The organism is Sphingomonas sp. GW821-FHT10C01, assembly GCF_059415525.1.
This window is the reverse complement of sequence record NZ_JBWKNK010000008.1, coordinates 47,615-65,218: the sequence shown is the minus strand read 5'-3', so window position 1 is coordinate 65,218 and position 17,604 is coordinate 47,615. Positions and strand designations below refer to the sequence as shown.

Sequence of the window (17,604 nt, the reverse complement as noted above, 5' to 3'; positions counted from 1 at the left end):
CCAGCGTCAGGAAGATCACCGGCGCGATGATCATCTTCACCAGCTTGATGAACGCGTCACCCAGCGGCTTCAGCGACGCGCCAACGTCCGGCCAGAAGAACCCGATCCCCACACCACACGCGATCGCGATCAGCACCTGGATGTACAGCTGACCGTACCACGCCGTTCGGCGCGGATGCGGGTCCGCCGCATAGTCGAGTGCGATCGCCATTCAGTCCTCCCGTCGCGCCCTGTCGGCGTCGATTTTCCATGCCGTTCAAGGCACGCCGGGGTTATCCTTCCAACCCAAGCCGAACTCAAAGATCAGCTTAATAGATTGAAATAAATAGATATCCTGAAAGATCGATGGCCAAGAGCATGTGGAAATACGCACATACATCGCTCCGAATGTGTGGTAATCCGCACAAATGAGCGGCGTCACCCGATCGACCCGGAGTCTCGTGCTGCTGGCCATTGCCGGTGCGGTCCTGCTGGCGGTGGTCTCGATCCTCGCCTTTCGCATCGCCCAGCAACAGGCGGTGTCTTCGACCGATCGTACCGCCGCACAGCTGGCGCGCGACAATGCCGGGCTGTTCGCAAGCGAGTTGCAGAAGTTCCGGCTGCTGCCGCTGGTGCTTGCCGAATACCCCGATGTCCGCGCGATGCTGGAGACGCGTGACGAAGCGATCGTCGAGCGGATCAACGCGCGGCTCGAGCTGCTCGCCGCCAGCACCGATGCCGCCGCGATCTACGTCCTGACCGCGCAGGGCCGCACGGTCGCCGCCAGCAACTATCGTCTACCCGCGAGCTTCGTCGGCCAGGATTACGGCTTCCGCCCCTATTTCCAGGGAGCCATCCGCGACGGCGACGCCGAGCTGTTCGCACTCGGCACCGTCAGCGGCCGTCCCGGACTCTATCTGGCCCGCCGCATCGGCGACGCCGCGCGACCGCTTGGCGTGATCGTGGTCAAGATCGAGTTCGAGGCGATGCAGGCGGCCTGGGCGCGCCAGCAGGGCAAGACGATCGTCACCGACGGACATGGCGTCGTCATCGTCACCAGCGAGCCGGCATGGCGGTTCGCGACGGTCGGTCAACTCAGCGCGGGCAGCCGCGCCGCGATCCGCGCGACCCGACAATATGGCAATCTCCCGCTTGCCCCGCTCCCGCTCAGCATCGCCGATGGTGGCGCGCGGATGGGCGACGACAAGCCGGGCAGCCGCATCGCCTCGACCGCCCTTCCCCTCGCGGGTGCACAATTACGAGTCCTCTACCCACTCGACCCGGCGATGCGCAGCGCCAACGCCAATGCGCGACTGGTGTCGCTCGGCGCACTCGCGCTGATCGCCGGCGCCTTGCTGCTGCTGTGGCGGACGCGCGAGCGGCGCCTGATCCAGATCGCCGCCCAACGCGCGCTGGAGGGCCAAGTCGTCGAGCGCACCGCCGAGTTGCGTGAAGCAAATGAACGGCTGGTCGCCGAAAGCGCCGAGCTGGCACGGACCGACCAGCGCTATCGCGCCGCGCGCGAAGAGCTGGCTCAGGCCAATCGGCTCGGATCGCTCGGGCAGATCACCGCGGGCGTCGCGCATGAGATCAACCAGCCCGTCGCCGCGATCCGCAGCTTTGCCGAGAATGCGCAAGGATTCCTCGCCAAGGGCGACGACGCACGCGCGGACGGCAACCTGTCCCGTATCGTCGAGCTGACCCAGCGCATCGGCACGATCACCGCCGAGCTGCGCAATTTCGCGCGGCGGCGCACGCCCGAAACCGGCCCGGTCGATGTCGATGCGGTGATCGAATCGACACTGCTGCTGATCGGCGACCGGGTGCGCGCGCAGGGCGTGGTGCTGGAGCGAACGGGACCCGTCGGGCTGCACGTCACCGCCGATCGCGTGCGGCTGGAGCAGATATTGATCAACCTGATCCAGAACGCGCTCGACGCGCTCGCCGGACGCGAGGGGTCGGTGATCCGCATCATCACGAACCGCATCGCGGACGGCATAGAGATCGATGTCGCCGACAACGGACCCGGCGTGCCCGCCAACCTCACGGACGAGCTGTTCATGCCCTTCGTCACCGGTCGCACCGAAGGCCTTGGCCTCGGCCTGCCGATCGCGCGCAACATCGCACGCGACTTTGGCGGTGAGCTCAGCCTGACCGAATCGGCGCTGGGCGGCGCCACCTTCCGCCTCTCGCTCCCGGAGGCCGCGCGTGGCTGAACCGGCGATCCTGTTCGTCGACGACGATGCCGCGATGCGTGAGGCCAACGTCCAGACGCTGGAACTGGCGGGCATCCCGGTGCGCGCTTTCGCCAGCGCGCAGGCGGCGCTAAGCGCGATCCGCCCCGACTTCGACGGCGCGATCGTCACCGACATCCGCATGCCCGGCATGGACGGCCTGCAATTCTTCGAGCGCATCCGCGCCATCGACAGCGAAATCCCCGTCATCCTCATCACCGGCCACGGCGATGTGCCGATGGCGGTGCGGGCCTTGCAGGACGGCGCCTTCGATTTCCTCGCCAAGCCCTTTGCCGCCGGGCACCTCGCCGCATCCGCCGGCAAGGCGCTGGCGGCACGCGCGCTGGTGCTCGACAATCGCCGCCTGCGCGCGGCCGAGGCGACGCGGGTCGAGAGCCCTTTGATCGGCGACAGCCCGGCCATGGTGCGGCTGCGCGAGACGATCACCCAGGTCGCACGCGCCGATATCGACGTGCTGATCGAGGGCGAAACCGGCACCGGCAAGGAACTGGTCGCGGCGATGCTCCATCGCGGATCACCGCGCAGTGCGCGTGCCTTTGTCGCGGTCAGTTGCGCGGCGGTGCCCGAAGCACATGCCGAGATCGAGCTGCTCGGCCATGCCGCCGACGCCGTGCCGGGCGCTCGCTTTGCCCGCACCGGCCGGATCGAGGCGTCGAACCGCGGCACCTTGTTCCTCGACGATATCGACGGGATGCCGCCAGCGGTGCAGTCACGGTTGCTGCGGGTGATCGAGGAGCGCGAGGTACTTCCGCTCGGCGAGGAACGCCCCATTCCGCTCGACCTGCGCGTGATCGCCTCGGTCAAGCCGGGGCTGGAGACTCTGATCGAGCGCGGCGAATTCCGCCGCGACCTCTATTTCCGCCTCAATGTCGTACGGCTGTCGCTCCCGCCGCTGCGCGAACGCCGCGCGGACATCCCATTGCTGTTCGCCGCCTTCGTGCAAGAGGCGGCAGCGCAGGCCGGCCGCAGCGATTTCCGGATCACCGACACGATCCGCCGCCACCTGATCGGACATGACTGGCCGGGCAATGTGCGCGAGCTGCGCAATTTCGCGTTCAGCGCGGTGCTCGGCCTGACCGAGCCAGGCGTCTGGGAAAGCGAGACTCAGGAGGGGCTAGTCCAGCGTGTCCGCAGCTATGAGGAAATGCTGCTGCGCGAAGCGCTCCAGGCGTCGAACGGCCGGGTCGATCGTGCCCTTCATCTGCTCCAGCTCCCGCGCAAGACGCTCTACGACAAGATGAAGCGTGCGGGGATCGCCCCGGCCGACTTTCGGCTGCCCAGACGCGGCCGTTGAAACTCCCCGTTGGCAAGCGGGACGTTTGCGCGTAGGGGCGCGCTCGGACGCCGGGAGAAATCCGGTTGTCCGATTGATCGCGCTGGTGCCCCGTAAGGGGCTTCAATGGGAATGCGGTGCGGATGGGTGACCATCCAAATCCGCGGCTGTCCCTGCAACTGTAAGCGGTGAGCGAGATGCGCTGGTCTCCCTTTCGAGGAGGCAGCCACTGGACCTTCAGGTCCGGGAAGGCCGTGCATCGAGCGACGACCCGTGAGCCAGGAGACCTGCCAGCGTGGGTCGCTCTTGCCGTGGTCCAGGGAATGGCCAAGGCACGGTTTCTCTCCGTCTGAGCGACGAACCATGCGGCCGGGGCCGCACGGTCACGCTTGTGCGGGTGCCTCCAGCGTCCGTCCGCATAGGCGTGCCGGCCGTTCGTCGGCAGGTCCCGCCCTTTCAGTTGCTCGACGCGGGGGGACTATCACGTGAAGTATCGCTTTCTGACCATCCTGCTTGCCAGCGCCGCGGTGACGCCGGCATTCGCACAGGATCAGGCGCCCGCCACCAACGACGATGTCGTCATCAGCGCCAGCCGCGTGCCGCTCAAGCCGAGCGAGATCGGCAGCGCCGTCACCGTGATCACCGCCGAGGATATCCAGCGCGATCAGATCACCTTCGTGAAGGACATCTTCCAGGATCTGGCCGGCGTGCAGATCACCTCGGACCGCCCGGGTGACCTCACCAGCGTGAGCATCCGCGGGTCGGACAACGACCAGGTCCTGTACCTGATCGACGGCATCGAACTGGGCGACCCCAGCTCGACCAGCACCCAGTATCAGTCCGATCATCTGACCACCGCCGATATCGCGCGGATCGAGGTGCTGCGCGGCAACCAGAGTTCGCTCTACGGCTCCGACGCGATCGGCGGCGTGGTGAACATCATCACCAAGCGTGCCACCAATGACGGCTTCCTGTTCAGCGCGCAGGGCGAGTACGGCTCGTACGAGACGCTCAACGGCGCGACGTCGGTGATCGGCAAGAAGGGCGCGCTCGACTTCCGGCTGACAGCAAGCGGCTACAAGCACAATGGCCCGTCGCTCGCCGATCCGGCAACCGGCAAGGCGGTCGAAGAGGACGAATATTGGCGCTACGGCTTCAGCGGCCGTGTCGGACTTGCTGCAACCTCGAACATCGACCTGCAGCTGATCGGCTTCTGGCAGAATTCGCACTCCGATCTCGACGGCACCAATGCCGACAGCACCGACACGGTGCGCAAGAAGGAATGGGCCTATGCGGGCCAGGCCAGCTACCGCAGCGACGACAATGCGTGGCGTGCGAGCGCGACGGCGAGCCGTTATGTTGCCCAGCGCCGCTATTTCGGCAGGTTCAACAGCGCTGCGGGCGACCTGTACGAAGGGACGAAGGACGTGCTCGCGGCCAATGTCAGCTACGACAAGGGCGGGCTGTTCGGCGTCGCGGCCGGCGTCAACTACGAGGAAGAATATACCGATCAGGCGACGCTGTTCTCGGGTGTGTTCGCTGCCAAGATCAAGACCAAGTCGGCCTTTGCCGAGCTTGCGCTGCGTCCTGCGCGCGGGCTGACCATCACCGGCGCGGCGCGCATCGACGACAATAGCCGTTTCGGCAGCTTCGAGACCTATCGGGTCACCGGCGCCTATGTCCTTGAGAACCTGATCGGCAGCGGCGACGTCAAGCTGCGCGCAAGCTACGGCTCGGGTGCCAAGGCACCCGGCCTCTACCAGCTGTTCGACCCGACCTATGGCAACCCCAATCTCAAGGTCGAGACCAGCGAAGGCGGCGACGTCGGCGTCGACCTGAACTTCGGCTCCGCATTCGGTGCGCAGGTCTCGTACTTCTTCGCGAAGACCAGCAACGAGATCGTGTTCGACGGCGCTCGCCCGCCGTTCGGTGGCTATGCCCAGTTCGGTCGGACGCGGAAGTCGGGCGTCGAGATCGCGTTTCACCTGCGCCCGGCCGACTGGCTGTCGTTCCGTCAGAGCCTGACCTATCTGAAGGCCGACCAGCCGGTGAATGGTGTATGGACCAGCCTGCGCCGCCCCGAATTCTCGGGCAGCACCTCGGTTACGGTCACGCCGGTTGAGCGCTTCTCGGTCACCGCGCGCCTGCGTCATCGTGACCGCAACGCGTCGAGCACCTTCTCGCCCGCGACCAAGGGTTATGAAGTCGTCGACCTGCTCGCGTCCTATGGCATCACCGACAATGTCGAGATCTATGGTCGCGTCACCAATCTGTTCGACACGCAGTATCAGATGGCCTGGGGCAAGAACGCCCTTGGCCGCAGCGCCTATGGCGGCATCCGCCTGAAGTTCTGATCCGTTCGGGGAGGCGACCTGGGTCGCCTCCCCTTCTCATATTCGGAGAGATGCGATGAAGCCCCGGACCGACGCCGAACACAATGAACGGATGAAGAAGATCCAGGCGGCCCAGGCCAAGAAGATCGCGACCAAGACGGTCGAGAAGGGCCTGCTGATCGTCCATACCGGCAACGGCAAGGGCAAGTCCTCTTCCGCCTTCGGCGTCGCCGCGCGCGCGATCGGGCACGGGATGAAGGTCGGCATCGTTCAGTTCGTGAAGGGGACGATCGACACGGGTGAGAAGCGCTTCTTCGACCGCTTTCCCGACGAGATCGAGTTCAAGCGGATGGGCGAAGGCTTCACCTGGGACACGCAGGACCGCGCGCGCGATATCGCCGCGGCGCGCGCCGGATGGGAAGAGGTCAAGCGGATGATCGCCGACCCCAGCTATGCGCTGGTGATCGCCGACGAGCTCAACATCGTGCTGCGCTACGACTATCTGCCGGTCGAGGAAGTGCTGGAGGCGGTCACCGCCCGCGCGGAGATGAAGCATGTCATCATCACCGGCCGCAACGCGCCCCAGGCGCTGATCGACGCCGCCGACCTGGTCACCGAGATGACCGAGGTCAAACACCCCTTCCGCACGCAGAATGTCCGTGCGCAGAAGGGTATCGAATTCTAGTGTCTGTGGCGGGCCGCCTGCTCGACGATGCCGCGCGCGGCCAGCACATAGGCGGGGCTGCCGCATACCGTCCACGCCTGCGGGATCGAGATGCGCGGGATTCCGCGCAGCGCCGGGTGGTGCAGCATTTCCGTCCCCTGATCGGTGATCCGGTCGGTTGCGCTTTCGACGATCAGAAAGTCGGGGCGGGCTGCGACCATTTCCTCGAGGCTGATCTGCGACAGCGGCGGCTTGCCAAGCTTGGCAGCGAGATTGATCAGGCCAGCGCGCGTCATCAAGTCGTCGATCAGCGTCTCGGTGCCGGTCATGAACCCACGGCGCTGGTAATAGGCCGCGACCTTGCCGCCCTTGAGCTTGCCGAGCTTGGCGAGATCAGCCTCCATGCGCCGGATCAGTGCCTCGCCCCGCGCGGGGTGGCCGACGGCGGCGGCGACGGTGCGGATCTGCTCGATGATCGTCGGGTAGCTCTCGGCATAGCCCAGGTCGAGCGTGCGGTACTTCTCCGGACCCAGCGGGCGCAGCATCGCATGGCGGCTGGCGGGCATCCCGATGATCAGGTCGGGACGCAGCGCGAACAGCTGCTCGGACGATTCCTTGAGCTGGGTGATGCCCTGCGCCTGCGCCGCCGCGGCCGACATTTCGGTGTCGCGCGCGTTCTTGGTCAGCGCGGCGATCTGCGAGCGATCCGCGAGTGCGAGCAGCAGCTGATCGGTGCAGAGGTTGAGCGAAACGATCCGCTGTGGTCGAACGGGCGCGCTGGCCGGCTGCGGCACGACGGGCGCCGCCGACGCTCCAAGCGAGAACAGGGAAATGGCTGCAAGATGGAGAAGACGCCGCATGATGTTGCTCCTAACCGGGTTCCCGCGCCGGGCAAGCGGTTCGTGATACAATGACCCGCGGCGCATCCTTTCGCCTCAACGGCCTATTGCTGGTGCTGACCGCATTCGCGGCATTGGCTTCGCTCGGCTTCGGCACCGTCTCGCTCGCGCCCGATCGGGTGATCGCGGCCCTGCTGGGCAAGGGCGACATGATCGCCAGCACGATCGTGCTCGAGTTGCGCATGCCGCGCATGCTGCTCGGCCTGCTGGTCGGCGCGATGCTTGGGCTGGCCGGCGCGGCGCTGCAGGGGTTCCTGCGCAACCCCCTGGCCGAACCGTCGGTGCTGGGCGCATCCAACGCGGCCGCGTTCGGCGCGGTGATCGCGCTCTACTTCGGGATCGCCGAGCTGCATCCGGCGTTGCTCCCGCTGCTCGCCATCGCCGCCGCGATGATCGCGCTGATCCTGCTGTTCGGTCTGTCCGGCCAGTCGGAAAGTTCGCTGACGCTGATCCTCGCCGGTATCGCCATCGCAACGCTGGCGGGCGCCGGGATCAGCCTGGCGCTCAACATGTCGCCCAACCCCTTCGCGGCGATGGAGATCATGAACTGGCTGCTCGGCAGCCTGGAGAACCGCTCGTCGCAGCATGTGTGGATCGCCCTGCCCTGTGTCGTCATCGGCGGCGCCCTGCTGCTGTGGGATGCGCGCGCGCTGGATGCGCTTACCCTGGGCGAGGATGGCGCGCGGGCGCTGGGGATCAATCTGCGCGCGGTGCGCTGGCGGCTGCTGGTGGGCGTCGCGATCGGCGTCGGCGGCGCGGTCGCCGTCTCCGGGTCGATCGGTTTCATAGGGCTGATCGTGCCGCATATCATCCGTCCGTTCACCGACCGCAGCCCATCCGCGATCCTGTGGCCCTCGGCAATCGGCGGGGCGCTGCTGCTTACTTTGTCCGACCTTGGCGTGCGGATGATCCCGGCGACCAACGAGCTGAAGCTCGGCGTGGTCACCGCCTTCCTGGGTATCCCTGTCTTCCTTGTTCACCTCTTGCGGGAGCGCCGGCTGTGGTGACGCTGACGACACAGGCGCTGAGCGTATCGCTCGGCACGCGAACCGTGGTGGACGGGATGAGCCTATCGCTCGAACCCGGACATCTGATCGGGATCATCGGTCCGAACGGTGCAGGCAAGTCGACGCTGGTGCGCGCGCTGCTCGGACTCGTTCCCTATCGCGGGAACATCACCCTCGACGGCACCGAGATCACCGGCCTGACGCGCGCGCAAATAGCCCGTGATCTCGCCTATCTCCCGCAGGGCCAGACGTTGCACTGGCCGCTGTCGGTCGAGCGGCTGGTCGGACTTGGCCGCCTGCCACATCTCGCCCCGATGTCGCGCATCTCGGCGGCGGATCAGGCGATCATCGATCGCGCGATCGACCGCGCCGATATCGCCCATCTGCGCGATCGCGTCGCCACCGAACTATCGGGCGGTGAGCGCGCGCGCGTCCTGCTCGCCCGCGCCCTCGCGGTCGAGGCGCGCGGGCTGATCGCCGACGAGCCGCTCGCCTCGCTCGATCCGGGGCACCAGATCGACGTGATGGAATTGCTGCGTAGCGAAGCTGCAGCAGGGTCGCTGGTCATCGCCGTCCTCCACGACCTGACCATGGCCGCGCGCTATTGCGACAGGCTGCTCCTGATGGCTCGCGGAGAGCTGATCGCGCAGGGCCCGCCGCTCGAAGTGCTGAGCGAAGCCAATCTCCGCTCCGTCTATGGCGTACGGGCGCGGATCGAAGGCGATGAAGCAGCCCCACTGGTCGTGCCGACCGGGCGAATCACCCAACCAGAGAGTCACTGATGCGTTTCGAGTCCCCTGAAGCCTTTGCTGCCGCGCTCGCGACCCTTCCCGAACCGGATAGTGCAGCCCGCGAGGCCGCAGCCGCGCGACAGGGCCAGCTCACCAAGCCCGCCGGATCGCTCGGCCGGCTGGAGGAGATCGCGCTGTTCATGGCGGGTTGGCAGGGCAAGGACCGCCCGGCGCTCGACAAGGGCCGCGCGGTGATCTTCGCGGGCAATCACGGCGTCACACGCCACGGCGTCAGCGCCTTTCCGTCGGACGTGACCGTCCAGATGGTCGCCAATTTCGAAGCGGGCGGCGCAGCCATCAACCAGCTCGCGCGGCATGCCGGGCTGGAGTTGCAGGTGGTCGCGCTCGACCTCGACGAGCCGACGGCAGACTTCACCGAAGGTCCGGCGATGAGCACGGACGAATGCCTGGATGCGCTCAACCGAGGCGCTACGACCGTTGCCCCGGACCTCGACCTGCTCGTCGTCGGCGAGATGGGGATCGGCAACAGCACCGCCGCCGCGGCATTGTGCGCACGCAGCCTAGGCGGGGCGGTGCAGGATTGGGTTGGCCCCGGCACCGGACTCGATGTTGCGGGCGTGACGAACAAGATCGCGGTGGTCGAACGGGCGCTCGCCACGCATGCCGACGCGCCGGATAGCGCGTTCGAGACGCTGCGCCGGCTGGGCGGGCGCGAGATCGTCGCGATCGCCGGCGCGGTGCTGGCGGCGCGACAGGCCCGTGTGCCGGTCATGCTCGATGGCTTCATCGCATGTGCCGCGCTGGCGCCTCTGGCGACGCAGCAGCCAGCAATCATCGACCATTGCCTTGCTGGTCATTGCTCGGCCGAGCCAGGGCACCGCCGCCTACTCCGCCAGTTCGATCTCGAGCCGCTACTGCAGCTCGACATGCGGCTGGGCGAAGGCAGCGGCGCGGCGGTCGCGGTGTCGATCGTCCGCGCGGCACTGGTGGCGCACAACGGCATGGCGACCTTTGCCGAGGCGAGCGTTTCGGGCAAGCTGTGAGCGCGCGCACGCTCTATTTGATGCGCCATGGCACCCCGGTGCTGACCGGCCGGATGCTGGGCACGACCGATTGCGAGGTCGCAGCCGAAGGTATTGCGGCGTGCCGGACGCAGGCCGAGGGGCTGGAAGTGGTCCATGTCATCGCCTCCGACCTGCAACGCGCATCGCGGTGCGGAGCGGCAGTCGCTACGGACCTCGGCCAATCCCTGACCATTGACCCGCGCTGGCGCGAACTGGACTTCGGCGCCTGGGACGGGTTGGAGAGCAGCGCGCTCGACGTAGCGGCACTGGGGCGGTTCTGGAACGATCCCGACACCAACCCGCCCCCCGGCGGCGAGCGCTGGTCCGCCCTGGTCACCCGCGTCACGGCGGCAATCGCCGACCTTCCCGCCGAGCCGGCGCTCGTCGTCACGCACGGCGGCGCGATGCGCGCGGCGCTGCATGTCCTGTGCGACTTTTCCCTGCCCCAGCTCTGGGCGTTCGACCTTCCCTATGCCAGCGTGCTTGCGCTGCGATTCTGGGACCAGCCTTCGCGCAGCGGGCAGATCATGGGGCTGTGGCCATGAAGGGACTGATCATCGCATTGCAGTTCCTGACCCGGCTGCCGATGCCGAGCGTGCCGGTGGATTCGGCAAGCTTCGCCGCGAGCATGCGCTGGTTCCCCGTCGCCGGACTGGCGGTCGGCGGCGTGGTCGCCGGCGCCTTCTGGCTGGGTGGGCGGTTCGATCCCTGGCTGGCTGCACTCGCAGCCCTAGTCGCCTGGGTGTGGGTCACCGGCGCGCTGCATCTCGACGGCCTGTCGGACCTCGCCGATGCGCGCGGCGCGGCACATCGCGATCCCGAGCGGTTGCTGGCGGTGATGGCCGATCCGCATGTCGGCAGCTTCGGCGTGGTCGCGCTGGTCGTCCAGCTCATCGTCAAGCTGGTTTTGCTGCATCTGCTGCCTCCGGCGCAATGGCCGGCATTGCTGCTGATCCCGGCCGTCGCGCGGATCGCGCCGCTGGCATGGACGCGCTGGCTGCCCTCGCTGCACGCCGGGCTGGCCGAGCGGTTCGTCGGCGTCGCCAGCCTGCCCGTTCTCGCGGTGTGGGCGATCGGCTGGGCGGCGGCGTGCTGGTTCGTTCCCGCGCTGCTCGTCGCGCCGCTGCTGGACCTGTGGTGGGGGCTGTGGCTCAGGGACAGGCTCGGCGGCGTTTCGGGCGACTGCCTCGGCGCAGGGATCGAACTGGTCGAGACCGGGCTGCTGGTCGCGGTGATCCTCTGGGTCGGGCTGGCGTGAACCAATGGTCCTGGCATGGCGGACAGCTGGCGCAGGCGCGAAAGGCGTTCGGCGACAGCGGTGAGCCATGGATCGATCTGTCGACCGGCATCAACCCGAACCCCTGGCCGGGTACTCACGGCCTAGATATCGACTGGACGCGCTTGCCCGATACCGGTGCGCTCGCTGGCCTCGAAGCGGCGGCGGCGGCCTATTTCGACACCGATCCAACATATGTGCTGGCGCTTCCGGGCACGGAAATCGGGCTGAGGCTGCTCGGAGAGCAGCTGCCGGGCCCGGTGCGCTATCGCTGGCCCAGCTATCGCACCCATGCCGAAATGGCGCCGGCCGCCATACCAACCGAGGCACCGCACGCCGATGCGGGCACACTCATCCTCGCCAACCCCAACAACCCCGATGGCCGGATCACGCCAACGCCGACGCTTCAAGCGCAGATGGCCAAGGGATGGCTGGTGATCGACGAAGCCTTTGCCGACACCGATCCGCGCCACAGCCTGGCCAGCGAAGTCGCGCCGGACCGGCGGTTGATCGTTCTGCGATCCTTCGGCAAGTTCTTCGGCCTTGCCGGCGTACGGCTCGGCTTCGCCATCGCCCCTCCCTCACTGATCGCCCCGCTTCGCGCGCGGATCGGCGCATGGCCGGTTTCGGCCGCGGCAATCGCGATCGGCAGCGCCGCTTATCGGGACCGCGACTGGATCACGGAAACGCGTGACCGGCTGCCGGCGCAGGCCGAGGTCCTCGATCAGCTACTGGCCTCGCATGGCTACACCGCCACCGGCGATTGCCCTCTGTTCCGCCTGATCGAGATCGACGATGCCCATAGGTTGTTTGAGCGGTTGGCGCAGCGATCGATCCTCACCCGGCCATTCGAGGACAATCCACACTGGTTGCGGTTCGGGTTGCCGCCGAACCGACAGGCGCTCGAACGGCTCGATGCCGTGCTGACCCATGGCTGAACCGGTCGCGCTCGCCGCGCTGGCGCTCGACGCCACCATTGGCTGGCCCGCCGCGCTCTACCGGCGCATCGGCCACCCCGTCGGCGTGTTCGCGGCGATCATCGCGCGGTGCGAGGCGATGTGGAACCGACCCTCGCTCGGCGACCCGGCAAGGCGCATCGCGGGAATCGCGACCGTGCTGGTGCTGATCGGCTTCGCCGGCGGCATCGGCTGGGGACTGACCTGGCTGATGGGCTGGGCGCTCGGCGCATGGATCTGGATCGGCATTGCCCTGTTCGCCGCGCCCGGCCTCGCACAGCGCAGCCTGTTCGACCATGTCCACGCCGTGCGCGATGCGCTGGCAAACGGCGATCTAGAGGCCGCGCGATCGGCAGTGGCGATGATCGTCGGCCGCGATGTCGATGCGCTCGACGAAGCGGGGATTTCACGCGCAGCGATCGAAAGCCTTGCGGAGAGTTTCTGCGATGGCATCGCCGCGCCGCTCTTCTGGCTGTTGCTGCTCGGTCTGCCCGGCATCTGGATCTACAAGGCGATCAATACCGCCGACAGCCTGATCGGCCACCGCGAGGAACGCTGGCGGGCCTTTGGCTGGGCAGCGGCGCGGACCGATGATCTCCTCAATCTGATCCCCGCGCGGATAGGAGGCGCGTTGATCTGCCTCGTTTCGGGAAGAGGTTGGCGCGTGATGTTGCGCGACGCGCGCAAGCATCCCTCGCCCAATGCCGGCTGGACCGAGGCGGCGATGGCGGGTGCACTCGACCTGCGTCTTGCCGGGCCGGTCAGCTATGACGGCGAGGTCCATGACAAGCCGTGGATCGGCGACGGGCGCGCCGAAGCGAAGACGAATGACATATGCCGCGCGCTAAACCTCTATCTGCGCGCTTGTGCGGCGCTTTGGCTGATTGCAGGAGTGGTCGCATGGGCGCGCTGATGCTGCAGGGAACCGGCTCCGATGTCGGCAAGTCGGTGCTGGTCGCGGGACTGTGCCGCGCGCTCGCCAATCGCGGGCTGCGCGTGCGGCCCTTCAAGCCGCAGAACATGTCGAACAACGCCGCCGTCACCGTCGATGGCGGCGAGATCGGTCGCGCTCAGGCGCTTCAGGCGATCGCCTGCCGGGTGGAACCGCACACCGACATGAACCCGGTACTGCTCAAGCCGCAGGCGGACCACACCTCGCAGTTGATCGTCCATGGCCGGGTTCGCGGGACGCTGGGCAGCGGCAACTTTCGCGCGGCTCGGGGTGCGCTGCTCACGGAGGTGATGGAGAGTTTCGACCGGCTCGAGCAGGCGTGCGACATTGTCGTCGTAGAGGGCGCAGGATCGCCGGCGGAGATCAATCTGCGCGCGGGCGACATCGCCAATATGGGCTTCGCGCGCGCCGCCAATGTGCCGGTGGTACTGATCGGCGATATCGATCGCGGCGGTGTGATCGCGTCGGTGGTCGGCACCCGCGCGGTGATCGATCCCGAGGATGCCGCAATGATCCGCGGTTTCATCATCAACAAGTTTCGCGGCGCCCCCGCGCTGTTTGCCGACGGTTATCGCGAAATTGAGGAACGCAGTGGCTGGCCCGGTTATGGGTTGGTCCATTGGTTGCCCGCCGCCGCCCGCTTGCCCAGCGAGGACGCCGTGCGACTGGAACGCCCCGCCGAGCGGTCGGAGCGGCGTATCCTTGTCGCCTGCCCGATCCTGCCGCGTATCTCCAACTTCGACGATCTCGATCCGCTGATGCTGGAACCGGCCGTCGAGGTGATGATGGTGCCACCCGGCCAACCGATCCCCGCCGAGGCTGCGTTGATCGTGCTTCCAGGGTCCAAGGCGACGCTGGCGGATCTGGCCGCGGTCCGCGCGCAAGGCTGGGATATCGATATCCTCGCCCATCATCGCCGTGGGGGAATGATCTTGGGGCTATGCGGTGGCTATCAAATGCTGGGCAAACGGATCGCCGACCCGCTGGGGCTGGAGGGCGCGCCGGGCGAAGCCGTCGGTCTAGGGCTGCTCGACGTCGAGACGGTGCTGACGGCGGCCAAGGCGCTGAGACCGGTATCCGGCGAAGCGCTTGGTGCACGGTTCGACGGCTATGAGATGCATATGGGCGAGACCGGCGGACCTGGCTCCACGCACCCCTTCGCCACCTTCGACAATGGCCGCAGCGACGGCGCGATCAGCGCGGACGGACGCGTGATGGGAAGCTATGTCCACGGCCTGCTTGCCGATCCGGCGCAACGCACAGCATTGCTCGCCCGGCTGGGCGTCGCGGGCAGCGGCATCGACTATCGCGCGTCAGTGGATGCGGCGCTCGACGAGATCGCCGAGACACTGGAAACCCATCTCGACATCGACGGCCTGATCGCCCTCGCGAACGAAAGGATCCTGGCATGAACAGCCTTCTCGTTCTGGGCGGCGCGCGATCGGGCAAGAGCCGCTATGCGCAGGGCCGAGCCGAGGCGCTCGATGCCGAGCTGGTCTTCATCGCCACCGCGCAGGCGTTCGATGCCGAGATGGCGGATCGGATCGCCCACCACCGCGACGATCGCGGCAAACGCTGGATGACGGTCGAAGCGCCGATCGAACTCGCCGCCGCGATCCGTGCCGAGAGCAGCGAGGATCGCGTGCTGCTGGTCGACTGCCTGACGCTGTGGACATCGAACCTGTTGCTGGCCGAACGCGACATCCCCGCCGCCACCGAAGAGTTGGTCGCCGCGATCGATGCCGCCGCCGGACCGCTGATCCTGGTGAGCAACGAGGTCGGGCTGGGCATCGTGCCCGACAACGCCCTCGCCCGCCGCTTCCGCGACGAGGCTGGGCGCATCAATCAGCGGGTCGCGTTAGCCGTCGACGAAGCCATGTTCATCGCTGCGGGCCAGCCGCTCAAGCTCAAATAGCCGCCGTTCAAGGCAGATCCTTGTTCAGGCTGCGCAGCACCGGCAGGATCGTCGCATAGTCGTCGGTCCACGGCGTGAAGCCCGGCGTCTGCTGCAGGTCGCGCCATTCGCCACCGCGTGCCTTGAGCTTCGCGATCGTCTCGGGCGAACGGGACAGCGCGATCCAGTCCGACGTCGCCGCTTCCTGCATCTCCTCATCAGGCGTGGGACGATAGGTCAGCCCCGCCGCACTCCATCCGCCCGCCTTGGCCGCCGCGGCGACCACCGGCTCTAGCGCCATGAAGCGATTGGAGATATGGACGAGCAGCAAGCCGTTCTTGGCGAGCACGCGATCATAGGTCGCGAACGCCTCACTCGTCATCAGGTGCATCGGCACGGCATCGGAGGAGAAGGCGTCAAGCGCCAGCAGGTCGAGGCTGGCGGGCTTCGCCTCGTTCAGCCGCACCCGCGCGTCGCCCAGAATGATATTCGCCTTGGGCAGGCACAGCTCCAGGAAACGGAACGGCCCCCGCGCCAGATCGACCACCGCCGGATCGATCTCGTAGAAGCGCCAGTCCTGACCCGGCCGGGCATAGCAGGCGAGCGTCCCGGTCCCCAGGCCGACAACGCCCACGCGCGCAGCGGAGCCATATAGCGACTCAAGCGCCAGCATTCCCCGCCCAACACCCGATCCAGGGACATAATAGGTCGTCGGCATCCGCCGCAGCAGATCATGTCCCTCAAGCTGAACGCCATGCAGCGTGGTGCCGTGCGCCAGCCGCTTCTGGGTCGACAGGTCGGTGATCGTATAGACGCCGAAATAGCTGCGGGTGCGGACATCCCCTTCCCAGCTCATCGCCAGCGATCGATAGCCACCGAACAGGAACAGCGCGCCGGCCAGCACGATCATGTATGGCAGGCGCACGCCAACGGTGAAGAGACCGATGATCGCCACCGCGAGATAGAGAAGGCCGAGCGCCTTCTCGCCAAGCTGTCCGGCAGGGCCGAACAGGCCGAACCACACGATCAGCGCGACCAGCAGCGCCACCAGCAAGACACGGATTCGCTTGCCCTGCGCGTTCGTCCGCCACAGCCGCGCGAAGGGCGGCAGCAGGAACACTTGCGGCACCAGCAGTCCGGCGGCGAGGATCAGGATCGGATATTCATAGGTCCAGTCGAAGACGAGCGGCGCGATCAGCGCCGCGAACACGCCGCCCAGCGCCCCGCCCACCGACATGGCGAGGTAGAAGCCGGTCAGTCGGTCGGGCTCGGGCCGCAGGTCGTACATCTGCGTGTGGAGCGCGACCGCGACCATGAAGAGCAGGCCCAGCGCCATCAGCGCGTTGAGTTCGGGGTTGGCGTTGTGCCCGGCGATCATCAGCCCGCCGAACATCAGGATCGTCACCGGCGCGAAGCGGGTGAGGATTTCCGCGGGCCAGCGGCGGGCGGCGAAGGCGATGGTGAAGCTGAGGAGGTAGAGACCCAGGGGAAGCACCCACAGCATCGGCACCGCGACGATGTCGGTCGTCAGGAAACTCGACGTGGCAAGCATCAAACCCGATGGGACAAAGGCCAGCGCGATCCAATGCGCGACGCGCTTGCGCGAGGGCGCTGGACTGGTCGCATCGACATAGGGCTGGTCGGCGGCCTTGCGCGGCAGCAGCAGCGCACACGCCGCGACCGCAACGAACACCAACGCATAGCCCGCGGTCCACAGCCAGCTCTGCCCCTTGAGCGCCATCCCCGGCTCGACCAGCAGCGGATAGGCGAGCAGGCCGCCGAAGCTGCCCACGTTCGACGCCGCGTAGAGCGCATAGGGATCGCGCCCGCCCGAGGCGACGGCGAACCAGCGCTGGAGCAGGGGCGCCTGCGCCGAGATCGCGAAGAACAGCGGCCCGATCGAGGCGCCGAGCAGCCAGGGCACCCACACCGCCGGCTCGGCATCGGCGGGCATCTGCATCGCCATCAGCCCGATCGGCAACCACAAGGCCGCCACTGCCAGCACGCCAAGATGGATCATCGCCTGTTGCCGCACCGGCACCCGGCCCAGCCAATGGGCATAGGCATAGCCGCCGAGCAGCAGCGCCTGATAGACCAGCATCGCACTGTTCCACACCGCCGGCGCACCGCCGAGCCGGGGCAGCGCCATGCGCGCGATCATCGGCTGGACCAGGAATAGCAGGAAGCTGCCGAGCAGGATGGCGATGACGAACAGCGAGCCGACGGCGCGCTGGGTGGAGGCGGGTTCGACTTGCGCCGGATCGGTTATCGCTTCGGCGCTCATCGTCTCCCCTTCGTTA

The 17,604-nt window shown here is 67.3% G+C and carries 16 protein-coding genes and 1 riboswitch; of the genes, 13 read left to right on the top strand and 3 right to left on the bottom strand.

Annotated features, from left to right (window positions below; all coding sequences use genetic code 11):
* The coding region (locus tag AC07M1_RS19155; RefSeq protein ID WP_495164243.1) for a cation:dicarboxylate symporter family transporter at positions 1–211 on the bottom strand (211 nt) is incomplete at its 3' end.
* 196 nt (positions 212–407) lie between these two features.
* On the opposite strand from AC07M1_RS19155, the gene AC07M1_RS19150 reads away from it, so the two are divergent.
* The 4 genes from AC07M1_RS19150 (at position 408) to cobO (ending at position 6,525) form a co-directional block, all read left to right on the top strand.
* Complete coding sequence (locus AC07M1_RS19150) at positions 408–2,195, top strand: sensor histidine kinase (RefSeq protein WP_495164242.1); 1,788 nt, start codon at positions 408–410, stop codon at positions 2,193–2,195.
* The gene (locus tag AC07M1_RS19145; protein ID WP_495164241.1) at positions 2,188–3,528 is read left to right on the top strand and encodes a sigma-54-dependent transcriptional regulator; all 1,341 of its coding nucleotides are present in this window, start codon (positions 2,188–2,190) and stop codon (positions 3,526–3,528) included. The genes AC07M1_RS19150 and AC07M1_RS19145 overlap by 8 nt, the downstream gene beginning before the upstream one ends.
* 66 nt (positions 3,529–3,594) lie before the next feature.
* Positions 3,595–3,816, top strand: a riboswitch (cobalamin riboswitch).
* Between the two features lie 176 nt (positions 3,817–3,992).
* Entirely contained in the window at positions 3,993–5,861 is a 1,869-nt protein-coding gene (locus tag AC07M1_RS19140; RefSeq protein ID WP_495164240.1) for a TonB-dependent receptor plug domain-containing protein, read from the top strand.
* 55 nt (positions 5,862–5,916) lie between these two features.
* On the top strand, positions 5,917–6,525 hold the full coding sequence (gene cobO / locus AC07M1_RS19135) for a cob(I)yrinic acid a,c-diamide adenosyltransferase (protein WP_495164239.1): 609 nt from the start codon (positions 5,917–5,919) through the stop codon (positions 6,523–6,525).
* On the opposite strand, the gene AC07M1_RS19130 is transcribed toward cobO, so the two are convergent.
* Positions 6,522–7,364 (bottom strand): ABC transporter substrate-binding protein, encoded by an 843-nt coding sequence (locus AC07M1_RS19130; protein ID WP_495164238.1) that lies wholly within the window; start codon positions 7,362–7,364, stop codon positions 6,522–6,524. The genes cobO and AC07M1_RS19130 overlap by 4 nt on opposite strands.
* Before the next feature lie 50 nt (positions 7,365–7,414).
* Here AC07M1_RS19130 and AC07M1_RS19125 point away from each other — a divergent pair, with 50 nt between their 5' ends.
* The 9 genes from AC07M1_RS19125 to cobU are packed head-to-tail and all read left to right on the top strand — an operon-like array spanning position 7,415 to position 15,325.
* Positions 7,415–8,410, top strand: coding sequence for a FecCD family ABC transporter permease (locus AC07M1_RS19125; protein WP_495164237.1), 996 nt, complete (start codon positions 7,415–7,417; stop codon positions 8,408–8,410).
* On the top strand, positions 8,404–9,192 hold the full coding sequence (locus AC07M1_RS19120) for an ABC transporter ATP-binding protein (RefSeq protein ID WP_495164236.1): 789 nt from the start codon (positions 8,404–8,406) through the stop codon (positions 9,190–9,192). The genes AC07M1_RS19125 and AC07M1_RS19120 overlap by 7 nt, the downstream gene beginning before the upstream one ends.
* On the top strand, positions 9,192–10,205 hold the full coding sequence (cobT, locus tag AC07M1_RS19115; RefSeq protein ID WP_495164235.1) for a nicotinate-nucleotide--dimethylbenzimidazole phosphoribosyltransferase: 1,014 nt from the start codon (positions 9,192–9,194) through the stop codon (positions 10,203–10,205). The genes AC07M1_RS19120 and cobT overlap by 1 nt, the downstream gene beginning before the upstream one ends.
* Complete coding sequence (locus AC07M1_RS19110; protein ID WP_495164234.1) at positions 10,202–10,771, top strand: histidine phosphatase family protein; 570 nt, start codon at positions 10,202–10,204, stop codon at positions 10,769–10,771. The genes cobT and AC07M1_RS19110 overlap by 4 nt, the downstream gene beginning before the upstream one ends.
* The gene (cobS, locus tag AC07M1_RS19105) at positions 10,768–11,484 is read left to right on the top strand and encodes an adenosylcobinamide-GDP ribazoletransferase (protein WP_495164233.1); all 717 of its coding nucleotides are present in this window, start codon (positions 10,768–10,770) and stop codon (positions 11,482–11,484) included. The genes AC07M1_RS19110 and cobS overlap by 4 nt, the downstream gene beginning before the upstream one ends.
* The gene (locus AC07M1_RS19100; protein ID WP_495164232.1) at positions 11,481–12,440 is read left to right on the top strand and encodes a threonine-phosphate decarboxylase; all 960 of its coding nucleotides are present in this window, start codon (positions 11,481–11,483) and stop codon (positions 12,438–12,440) included. Before cobS ends, AC07M1_RS19100 begins: the two co-directional genes overlap by 4 nt.
* Positions 12,433–13,371 (top strand): adenosylcobinamide-phosphate synthase CbiB, encoded by a 939-nt coding sequence (cbiB, locus tag AC07M1_RS19095; RefSeq protein WP_495164231.1) that lies wholly within the window; start codon positions 12,433–12,435, stop codon positions 13,369–13,371. Before AC07M1_RS19100 ends, cbiB begins: the two co-directional genes overlap by 8 nt.
* Entirely contained in the window at positions 13,359–14,822 is a 1,464-nt protein-coding gene (locus AC07M1_RS19090; RefSeq protein ID WP_495164230.1) for a cobyric acid synthase, read from the top strand. The genes cbiB and AC07M1_RS19090 overlap by 13 nt, the downstream gene beginning before the upstream one ends.
* Positions 14,819–15,325, top strand: coding sequence for a bifunctional adenosylcobinamide kinase/adenosylcobinamide-phosphate guanylyltransferase (gene cobU / locus AC07M1_RS19085; protein WP_495164229.1), 507 nt, complete (start codon positions 14,819–14,821; stop codon positions 15,323–15,325). Before AC07M1_RS19090 ends, cobU begins: the two co-directional genes overlap by 4 nt.
* Before the next feature lie 7 nt (positions 15,326–15,332).
* Here the strand turns inward: cobU and AC07M1_RS19080 are convergent, their stop codons facing one another.
* Positions 15,333–17,588: a fused MFS/spermidine synthase gene (locus tag AC07M1_RS19080; RefSeq protein WP_495164228.1), complete on the bottom strand. Its 2,256-nt coding sequence runs from the start codon at positions 17,586–17,588 to the stop codon at positions 15,333–15,335.
* Positions 17,589–17,604 lie beyond the last annotated feature (16 nt).

Coding starts and splice junctions, on each gene's coding strand:
- AC07M1_RS19150 (WP_495164242.1), top strand. CDS start 408: ATGAGCGGCGTCACCCGATCGACCCGGAGTCTCGTGCTGCTGGCCATT.
- cobO (WP_495164239.1), top strand. CDS start 5,917: ATGAAGCCCCGGACCGACGCCGAACACAATGAACGGATGAAGAAGATC.
- AC07M1_RS19130 (WP_495164238.1), bottom strand. CDS start 7,364: ATGCGGCGTCTTCTCCATCTTGCAGCCATTTCCCTGTTCTCGCTTGGA.
- AC07M1_RS19125 (WP_495164237.1), top strand. CDS start 7,415: ATGACCCGCGGCGCATCCTTTCGCCTCAACGGCCTATTGCTGGTGCTG.
- cobT (WP_495164235.1), top strand. CDS start 9,192: ATGCGTTTCGAGTCCCCTGAAGCCTTTGCTGCCGCGCTCGCGACCCTT.
- cobS (WP_495164233.1), top strand. CDS start 10,768: ATGAAGGGACTGATCATCGCATTGCAGTTCCTGACCCGGCTGCCGATG.
- cbiB (WP_495164231.1), top strand. CDS start 12,433: ATGGCTGAACCGGTCGCGCTCGCCGCGCTGGCGCTCGACGCCACCATT.
- AC07M1_RS19090 (WP_495164230.1), top strand. CDS start 13,359: ATGGGCGCGCTGATGCTGCAGGGAACCGGCTCCGATGTCGGCAAGTCG.
- cobU (WP_495164229.1), top strand. CDS start 14,819: ATGAACAGCCTTCTCGTTCTGGGCGGCGCGCGATCGGGCAAGAGCCGC.
- AC07M1_RS19080 (WP_495164228.1), bottom strand. CDS start 17,588: ATGAGCGCCGAAGCGATAACCGATCCGGCGCAAGTCGAACCCGCCTCC.